The 700-nt window shown below is 71.7% G+C and carries 1 protein-coding gene and 1 pseudogene; both read left to right on the plus strand.

What is annotated here, in order from left to right:
- The coding region (locus DBR23_RS17855) for a S26 family signal peptidase (RefSeq protein ID WP_233250535.1) at window positions 1-497 on the plus strand (497 nt) is incomplete at its 5' end.
- A pseudogene (locus tag DBR23_RS30950) lies at window positions 494-700 on the plus strand (hypothetical protein); the annotation flags it as partial. The gene DBR23_RS17855 and the pseudogene DBR23_RS30950, both read left to right, overlap by 4 nt.

Raw genomic sequence — 700 nt, forward strand, 5'->3', positions numbered from 1 at the left:
TCGCTGCGCTGGCCTGGGCGTCCTTCGTGCAGCCGCTGCCGCGCCTGATCTACAACCCGTCCGACAGCGTGGCGGTCGGCTGGTATCGCGTCAATCCGCAGCGCCACGGCACCGGCTCGCTGCCGCGTCGGCTGGAAGTGGGCAGCATCGTCCTGACCACGCTGCCGCCAGACGCCGCCGCGCTGGCCGCGCAGCGCGGCTACCTGCCGGCGCGCGTGCCGCTGCTCAAGCGCGTGGGCGCCATCGCGCCGCAGGAGGTGTGCATCACTGGCCGCATCGTCCGCATCGACGGCGTGCCTTCGGCCGCTGTGCTGCCTGCCGACCGCTGGGGCCGGCCGCTGCCATCCTGGCAGCAGTGCCGTCGCCTCGAACCCGGTGAACTGTTCCTGCTCAGTGTGACCAACCCGGCGTCGTTCGACAGCCGGTATTTCGGGCCGGTCAGTGTGGGCGCCGTGATTGGCGTCGCGCATCCGGTCTGGCTGGAGTCCCGCCCATGATGGCCGCCGACTTGCTGCACGTTGCCGTGCATCTTGTCGTGCCATCGGGCGTGTCGTGCTGCTGGCCGTCGCCGTGTCGTCGCGCGTGCAGTGCGAGCGCATCCGCGCCGCACTTCGCGCTGCCTTCGGCGCAGCCGTCCAACGTGCAGGTGTCTTGCCTCGAACGCGCCCGGCCTGTGGCCGTCGCTGCGTTCGCCGGCGTG

Source organism: Acidovorax sp. HMWF018, from assembly GCF_003061035.1.
GTDB lineage: Bacteria > Pseudomonadota > Gammaproteobacteria > Burkholderiales > Burkholderiaceae_C > Acidovorax > Acidovorax delafieldii.